Raw genomic sequence first — 7,191 nt, forward strand, 5'->3', positions numbered from 1 at the left:
GGCGACCTCGCGGTGACCGCCTCCGGCACCCTGCGTCCGATCACCTGGATCGGCCACCGGGCGATGACGGCCGCGGGGGCCGCCCTCCCCTTCCATCAGCAGCCGGTGCGCGTCCGCGCGGGCGCCTTCGGCCAGGGCCTGCCGGCCCGCGACCTCAGCCTCTCGCCCGGCCACCCGGTGCTGGTCGGCGCCGATGCCGGCAACGAGGGCGGCGTGCTCGTGCCCGTGATGTGCCTGATCAACGGTACGACGATCACCCGCGAGCCGCGCGCCGGAGTGACCTACTGGCACGTCGAACTCGACGCCCACGACATCCTGCTGGCCGAGGGCCTGCCGGTGGAGAGCTACATCGACGGCGGCGACCGCGCCTTCTTCGTCGAAGGCTCCGACCATGCCCTGCACAACCCGGACTTCGTGCCGGCGGGCTGGGATGCCCGCTGCCGCCCGGTCGCGGTCGACGGCCCGCTCGTCGAGGCGGAGCGGCTGCGGCTCGACGCCGTGTTCGCCGGCTCCCTGAGCGAGCACTGCGCGTGGGACGCCGCGAGCGCCTGGGCCGCCTGACGTTCGACAGGGCGCCGAGACAGGAAAAAGGGGCGGCAGGGATCCTGCCGCCCCCTTTCTCATTTCAAGTCGTCTCCGACGGCCTCTGGCCGCGAAGCATTCAGTCCTTGAGGTCGGCCGGAACCTTGCCGCCGTTCTCCTCGAGCTTCTTGATGACCTGCTTGTGCAGCCAGATGTTCATCGAGGCCGAGTCGTTCTTGTCGCCGGTGTAGTGCAGCTCGTCGGCGAGCTGCTGGCGGGCGTGCAGGCTCGAATCCAGGTCGAGCAGCTTCATCAGATCGACGATCGAGGTGCGCCAGTTCAGCTTCTGCGGGTTCTTGGCGGCGAGGTCGTTGAGCACGGCCTCGACATCGACCGATCCGCCCGAGGCGGCCGCGCCGCCGGACGCGGTGCCGCCGCTGGTGGGCGTGGAGGCCGGGGCGCTGCCGCCGCCGGACGACGGCTGGGCCTGGGTCTCGGAGGGCTTGGAGGACGACGTGCTGGACTCGGCGGCCTGCGCCTCCGACGAGCCGAACGGGTGGAGGATCTTGCTGACGATGCTGCCGATGAGGCTCATGGCGTAAGTATCCTGTCGTCTGTCCCGCGGCGTGGATGCCGCTGTCGGCTGGGTAAACGGCAGGAAGAACGAGGCCGTTCCGTTGCGGGCCGGCAAAGCGTCGCCGCCCGGCCCCGCCGCGTCGGATCTCGGAGTCGGGCCCCGGAGTCGGGGCAGCCGATGCGGAAGCGCGATTGGAAGATCGCGCCCACTGTGCCATGGGGGACGCCAACCGGCTCCCCTGGAATCCATCGATGCGCAATCTGTTCAAGGCCTTCGCCCTGATCGCGGGGCTTCTCGCCCTTCCCGTGCCCTTCGCTGCCCCGCTCGCCGCCCAGACCGTGCCCGTGCGCATCGGCGTCATCCCGGTGGTCGGCGCCGCCCCCGTCTTCGTCGCCAACGGCGAGGGCTGGCTCAAGGAGGCCGGGCTGGCGCCGACCTTCACCACCTTCGAGTCGGGCCCCAACATGATCCAGGCGCTGGCGTCGGGCACCATCGACGTCTACGTCGCCGGCATCGCGCCGCTCGCGGTCGCCCGCACCAAGGGCATCGACGTGCGGGTCGTGGCCGCCACCGCCATCGAGGAGATGGTGTTCGTGGCCGCCCCCAAGCTCGCGCCCTACTTCGCCTCCGCCCCGAGCAAGGCCGAGGCCTTCAAGCAGTTCAAGGCCAAGGAGGGCCGCCCCGCCCGGCTCGCCACGCAGCCGCCGGGCTCGGTGCCGAACACCACCCTGCAGCACTGGCTCTGGCAGGTGGCGAAGGCCGACAAGGCCGATGTCGAGATCGTCGCCATGGGCATCGACGCGACCCAGCAGGCCCTGCTCGCCGGCGCCGTCGACGGCGCCTCGATCCGCGAGCCGGCGCTCACCATCGTCCAGGGGCGCAACCCGAAGATCGCGCTGATCGCCACCGGCGGGGAGATGTTCCCCGACCAGCCCGGAACCGTGGTCGCCGTCTACGGCAAGTTCGCCGACGCCAATCCGAAGGCGGTCGAGGGCCTCGTCGCGGCGCTGGTCAAGGCGACCGACCTCCTGAAGACCGATCCGGCCCGCGCCGCCCCGCCGGTCGAGGCGGCGCTCGGCAAGGGCATCACCGATGTCGCCACGATCCAGAAGGCGCTCTCGTCACCGGCCGCGCGGTTCGTCGCCGACCCGCGCACGATCATCGAGGCGACCAAGAAGATGCAGGCTTACCAGGTTTCGATCGGCACCCTCGACAAGGAGGCGCCGACCGACGGCCTGTTCGACACCAAGCCCTTCGACGCGGCCAAAAAGCCCTGATCGAAGCCCTGATGTCCCTCCCGATCCGGACGCCATGATCGCGTGATGACCTCGTTCCGCTCGGCCGCCCTCGCGGCCGCGGGGCTCGCCGCCTTCCTCGCCCTGTGGGAGGCGGCGCCCCGGCTCGACCTCGTCAACCCGGCCTTCCTGCCGCCGCCCTCCTCGCTCCCGACGGCGTTTGCCCGGGAGATCTCGAGCGGTGCGTGGCTGCGCGCGGTCGCCGAGAGCCTGAGCCATTACGTGGTCGGGCTCGGCGCGGGCGCGGGCGCCGGCATCGCGCTGGGGCTCCTCTCCGGCATGTTCCGCTGGTTCGAGAGCCTGACCGCCTGGGTCGTGCGGCTGCTGCGCCCCATTCCCGGCCTCGCCTGGGTTCCCTTCGCCATCATCTGGTTCGGGGTCCAGCCCTCGGCCGCCGTGTTCATCATCGCCATCGGCGTGTTCTGGATCGTGTTCTTCGCCACGCAAGGCGCGGTGCGCGGGGTCGATCGCGACCTGATCGAGGTGGCCCAGGCCTTCGGCTTCCGCGGGCCGTTCGCGCGGCTCACCAAGATCCTCCTGCCCGCCGCCACCCCCGGCATCCTCGTCGGCCTGCGCACGGCGTTGGGCCAAGCCTGGATGGCGGTGGTCGCCGCCGAGATCTTCGGCGTGCCCGGCATCGGCGCGCGGATGATGCAGGCCTCCTCGCTCCTCTCCACCGACATCGTCGTGGTCTACATGCTCACCATGGCCGGGCTCTACGGCCTGTTCGATACCGGCTTCGTCGCCCTGCAGGGCTGGCTTCTGCGGTGGCGCGCATGAACGCGACGCCCTCGCCGATCATCGACATCCGGTCTTTGAGCCTCGCCTACGAGCGCGACGGGCGGCGCACCGAGATCCTCTCCGCCCTCGACCTCGCCGTCCCGCGGGGGCAGTTCCTCGTCATCGTCGGCGAGTCCGGCGTCGGCAAGTCGACGCTCCTGCGCGTGCTGATCGATCTCGCCAAGCCCAGCGGCGGCACGGTCCATCTCGGCACGGATCCCGAAAAAACCCGCACGCCGATGGCACTCGTGTTCCAGGACGCCCGGCTGCTGCCCTGGCGGCGGGTGATCGACAACGTCGCCTTCGGCCTGGAGCGGCACGGCCTCTCCAAGTCCGAGCGCCGCGAACGGGCGGCGGCGATGCTCAAGCTCGTCGGCCTGTCCGACCTCGCCGGCCGCTGGCCGCACCAGCTCTCCGGCGGGCAGCGCCAGCGCGTCGCCATCGCCCGCGCGCTCGCGGTCGAGCCCGAGGTGCTGCTGATGGACGAGCCGTTCTCGGCCCTCGACAGCTTCACCCGCGAGGGGCTTCAGGACGAGATCCAGCGCATCAAGGCGCAGACCGGCAAGACGGTGCTGTTCGTGACTCACGACATCGACGAGGCGGTCTACCTCGCCGACCGGGTCGTGGTGCTGGCCGGAAGCCCCGGCCGGATCGCGGCGGACGTCACCCTCGCCCCGCCCCGCCCCCGCCAGCGCCGGGACGCCGCCCTGGTCGAGGCGGCGCGCCACCTGCGGGCGGAACTGTCGCGGCGCTCGGCGGAACTGTGAGAGATCCGTCAAGCTTGCCATCTTGACGGTTCGCTGCCCGCGTTGGAACCATCGGCGCCGTGCGGAGAGCCGTGCGCCGAGCCGTGCGCCTGGGGGAGTGCAAGATGGGGTTTTTTCAGGACGCCCTGGTCCGTCTCAACCGGGCGGTGATGTCCTACGCGGGCGATGCCGACTTCATGCACGCGGCGGTCTCCGCCGCGGCCAACGTGATCGTCGCCGACGGCGACACCGACGAGGAGGAGATCGAGGCGGCCCTCGTCAGCATGCGGGCCAATCCCATCCTCCAGAAATCCTACGACACGCTGACCCTGGAAAAAGCTCTGTTCGAGGCGCTCGCCCGCGCGGAGCTGCGCGCCGGGCGCCTGGAGAACAGCCAGCACGTCGCGGCCATCGCCGACCGCCCCCTGGAGCAGCGCCAGCACGTCTTCCTGATCGCGGCGGACGTGGCCGACAAGGGCGGCGTCACCGAGAGCGAGCACCGGGTGCTCGACGAGCTGGCCCGGGCGCTCGACGTGGACAAGGCGATGCTGCTCGGCTGAGTCGTCGCGACCGGGCGCCCTGCCCCGCGTCCCCTCTTCTCCCGGACGGCGCCGGGCCTATCTTCGCGGCTCGGACAGGAGGGCGGCCATGTACAAGGTGACGGGAACGGACCCTTCCGGCCGCACCCTGGCCTTCGCCTGCGGCACGGACGAGCAGGCCCTGGAAAAGACCTGGGAACTGGCCGGGCGCGGCTTCCGCGACATCGTCGTCGCCGATCCGAAGGGACGCGAGATGAGCGCCATCGCCTTCGAGCGCTCGCTCGATCTCGATTACGATTGAGAGCTGCCGGAGCCGGGCGGGCGACGAGCTCCGGCCCTTCCGCTCACGCCGCCCGCTTCTGGTAATCCTTCACGTCCGTGAACCGGATCTTGTCCCAGCGCTCCTCCTCGTAGCGGAGCGAGAAGGCGGTGGTCGCCATGAAGACCGGCGCGCCGTCGAGGTCGCTCGCCATGGCCGAGCCGTGGGCGTTGACGAACTTGTCGATCTCGGCCTCCGAGTCCGACTCGATCCAGCGGCAGACCGAGAACCGGCTCGTCTCGAAGTCGATCGGCAGGCCGTACTCCGCCTGGAGCCGCTCCTTCAGCACGTCGAGCTGCAGCGCGCCGACCACGCCGACGATGGCGGGCGAGCCGTCCTGCGGCACGAAGACCTGCACGACGCCCTCCTCGCCCATCTGCTGGAGCGCTTCCCGGAGCTTCTTGGCCTTCATCGCGTCAGTGAGCTTGATCCGACGCATGATCTCGGGGGCGAAGCTCGGCACGCCGCGGAACACGAGCTCTTCGCCCTCGGTCAGCGTGTCGCCGATGCGCAGGGTCCCGTGATTGGGAATGCCGACCACGTCGCCGGCATAGGCCTCGTCGGCGATCGCCCGGTCCTGGGCGAAGAAGAATTGCGGCGCCGAGAGCGACATCGGCTTGCCCGTGCGCACGAGCTTGGCCTTCATCCCGCGCCGGAGCTGGCCGGAGCAGACCCGCATGAAGGCGATGCGGTCGCGGTGGTTCGGATCCATGTTCGCCTGGATCTTGAACACGAAGCCCGTCATCTTCGGCTCGGTCGGCTCCACCGCGCGCTTGTCGGCCTCCTGGCCCCGGGGCGGCGGCGCGAAGCGGGCGAGCCCGTCGATCAGGTCGCGCACCCCAAAATTCCGTAGCGCCGAGCCGAAGAAGACCGGCGTCAGGTGCCCCTCGCGGAAGGCGGCGAGATCGAAGGTCTTGAGGCCGCCCTCGGCCAGCTCCACCTCCTCGCGCCATTGATCGGCCGCACCGTTCTCGGTGAGCAGCTCGTCGAAGAGCGGATCGGCGAACCCCGAGACGGGAATCGTGCCGGCATCGTCCGCCGCGTCGAGCCGGCGCACCCGGTTGCCGCCGAGCTCGTAGGTGCCGGCGAAGTTGCGGCCGAGCCCGATCGGCCAGGTCACCGGCGCCACGTCGAGGGCGAGCGTCTTCTCGATCTCGTCGAGGGTCTCGAACGGGTCGCGCGCCTCGCGGTCGAGCTTGTTCACGAAGGTGACGATCGGGATGTCCCTGAGCCGGCACACCTCGAACAGCTTTCGCGTGCGGGCCTCGATGCCCTTGGCGGCATCGATCACCATCACGGCCGAATCGACCGCCGTCAGGGTGCGATACGTGTCCTCGGAAAAGTCCTCGTGGCCCGGCGTGTCGAGCAGGTTGAAGACGCAGTCGCCGTACTCGAAGGTCATCACCGAAGTGACCACCGAGATGCCGCGCTCCTTCTCGATGCCCATCCAGTCGGAGCGGGTCGAGACCCGGTTGCGCTTGGCCTTCACCTCACCCGCGAGCTGGATCGCGCCGCCGAACAGCAGCAGCTTTTCCGTGAGCGTGGTCTTGCCCGCGTCCGGGTGCGAGATGATCGCGAAGGTGCGCCGCCGCGCGACCGGGTCGGCGGATTTCGGATCGGCGGGTGTGGGGTCGGTCTGCATCAGCATGGCGGGCACCGGCCGCCGCAGAGCGGGCGGCCGCTCGTCTCTCATGGGGGCCGGGCGGTGGCCTGCTCTCTACGCGTTCCGCGTGGCTGACGCAAAGCCGCCTCCCCTACCCCCGCCCGACGAAGGGCATGCCCGTGGCCATCACCGTCATGAACAGGACGTTGGCCGAGAGCGGCAGCCCGGCCATGTAGACGACGGCCTCGGCCACATGCGCCGCCTCCATGTACGGCTCGGGCCGGATCGAGCCGTCGGCCTGCCGCGCGCCCTGCCCGAAGCTCTGCGTCATCTCGGTCTCGGCATTGCCGACATCGATCTGGCCGCAGGCGATGTCGAAGGGGCGCCCGTCCAACGCCGTGGCGCGGGTGAGGCCGGTGATGGCGTGCTTGGTGGCGCTGTAGGGCGCCGACATCGGCCGCGGCGCGTAGGCCGCGATCGAGCCGTTGTTGATGATGCGCCCACCCCGCGGCGCCTGCCGGCGCATCATCCCGAAGGCGGCGCGGGTGCAGAGGAAGGCACCGGTGAGGTTGACGTTGACGCTGGCGAGCCAGTCCTCGACCGAGACCTCGTCCACCGTCGCGGCGGGCGTGAAGATCCCGGCATTGTTGAACAGCAGGTCGAGACGCCCGAAGCGCGCGCCGATTGCGGCGAACAGGGCCTCGACGGCGTGCGGATCGGACACGTCGGTCGGCACGCACAGGGACTCGCCCGGCAGTTCCGCGGCGACCCGATCCAGCGCGTCCCCCCGCCGACCGGCCAGCACCAGCC

General features: G+C 70.5%; 9 protein-coding genes. 6 read left to right on the plus strand and 3 right to left on the minus strand.

Annotated elements, in window-relative coordinates:
• A partial coding sequence (locus tag ABS772_RS07000) for a Hint domain-containing protein (RefSeq protein ID WP_350393252.1) occupies positions 1 to 561 on the plus strand: 561 nt, incomplete at its 5' end.
• A gap of 100 nt (positions 562 to 661) precedes the next feature.
• Here ABS772_RS07000 and ABS772_RS07005 read toward each other — a convergent pair.
• Positions 662 to 1,117 (minus strand): DUF3597 domain-containing protein, encoded by a 456-nt coding sequence (locus tag ABS772_RS07005; protein WP_238254359.1) that lies wholly within the window; start codon positions 1,115 to 1,117, stop codon positions 662 to 664.
• A gap of 233 nt (positions 1,118 to 1,350) precedes the next feature.
• Between ABS772_RS07005 and ABS772_RS07010 the strand changes: the two genes are divergently transcribed.
• The 5 genes from ABS772_RS07010 to ABS772_RS07030 all read left to right on the plus strand — a co-directional run bounded on the left by ABS772_RS07010 (position 1,351) and on the right by ABS772_RS07030 (position 4,760).
• Positions 1,351 to 2,376, plus strand: a complete 1,026-nt coding sequence (locus ABS772_RS07010) for an ABC transporter substrate-binding protein (protein WP_350393254.1) — start codon at positions 1,351 to 1,353, stop codon at positions 2,374 to 2,376.
• 45 nt (positions 2,377 to 2,421) lie between these two features.
• Positions 2,422 to 3,174 (plus strand): ABC transporter permease, encoded by a 753-nt coding sequence (locus tag ABS772_RS07015; RefSeq protein ID WP_238254357.1) that lies wholly within the window; start codon positions 2,422 to 2,424, stop codon positions 3,172 to 3,174.
• Positions 3,171 to 3,941, plus strand: a complete 771-nt coding sequence (locus ABS772_RS07020; protein WP_350393256.1) for an ABC transporter ATP-binding protein — start codon at positions 3,171 to 3,173, stop codon at positions 3,939 to 3,941. The genes ABS772_RS07015 and ABS772_RS07020 overlap by 4 nt, the downstream gene beginning before the upstream one ends.
• Positions 3,942 to 4,045: 104 nt before the next feature.
• Positions 4,046 to 4,480 carry a tellurite resistance TerB family protein gene (locus ABS772_RS07025; protein ID WP_238254355.1) on the plus strand — a complete coding sequence of 145 codons (435 nt, stop codon included), beginning with the start codon at positions 4,046 to 4,048 and terminating at the stop codon, positions 4,478 to 4,480.
• An 88-nt stretch (positions 4,481 to 4,568) separates the two neighbouring features.
• Complete coding sequence (locus ABS772_RS07030; RefSeq protein ID WP_238254354.1) at positions 4,569 to 4,760, plus strand: hypothetical protein; 192 nt, start codon at positions 4,569 to 4,571, stop codon at positions 4,758 to 4,760.
• A 43-nt stretch (positions 4,761 to 4,803) separates the two neighbouring features.
• Here the strand turns inward: ABS772_RS07030 and ABS772_RS07035 are convergent, their stop codons facing one another.
• Together ABS772_RS07035 and ABS772_RS07040 are read right to left on the minus strand one after the other, a co-directional pair.
• Positions 4,804 to 6,426 carry a peptide chain release factor 3 gene (locus tag ABS772_RS07035; RefSeq protein WP_350393259.1) on the minus strand — a complete coding sequence of 541 codons (1,623 nt, stop codon included), beginning with the start codon at positions 6,424 to 6,426 and terminating at the stop codon, positions 4,804 to 4,806.
• 106 nt (positions 6,427 to 6,532) lie between these two features.
• Positions 6,533 to 7,191: SDR family oxidoreductase (locus tag ABS772_RS07040; protein WP_350393261.1), on the minus strand; the 659-nt coding region annotated here is incomplete at its 5' end.

The sequence above is a fragment of the Methylorubrum podarium genome (assembly GCF_040270385.1).
In the GTDB taxonomy this organism is placed as follows: domain Bacteria; phylum Pseudomonadota; class Alphaproteobacteria; order Rhizobiales; family Beijerinckiaceae; genus Methylobacterium; species Methylobacterium podarium.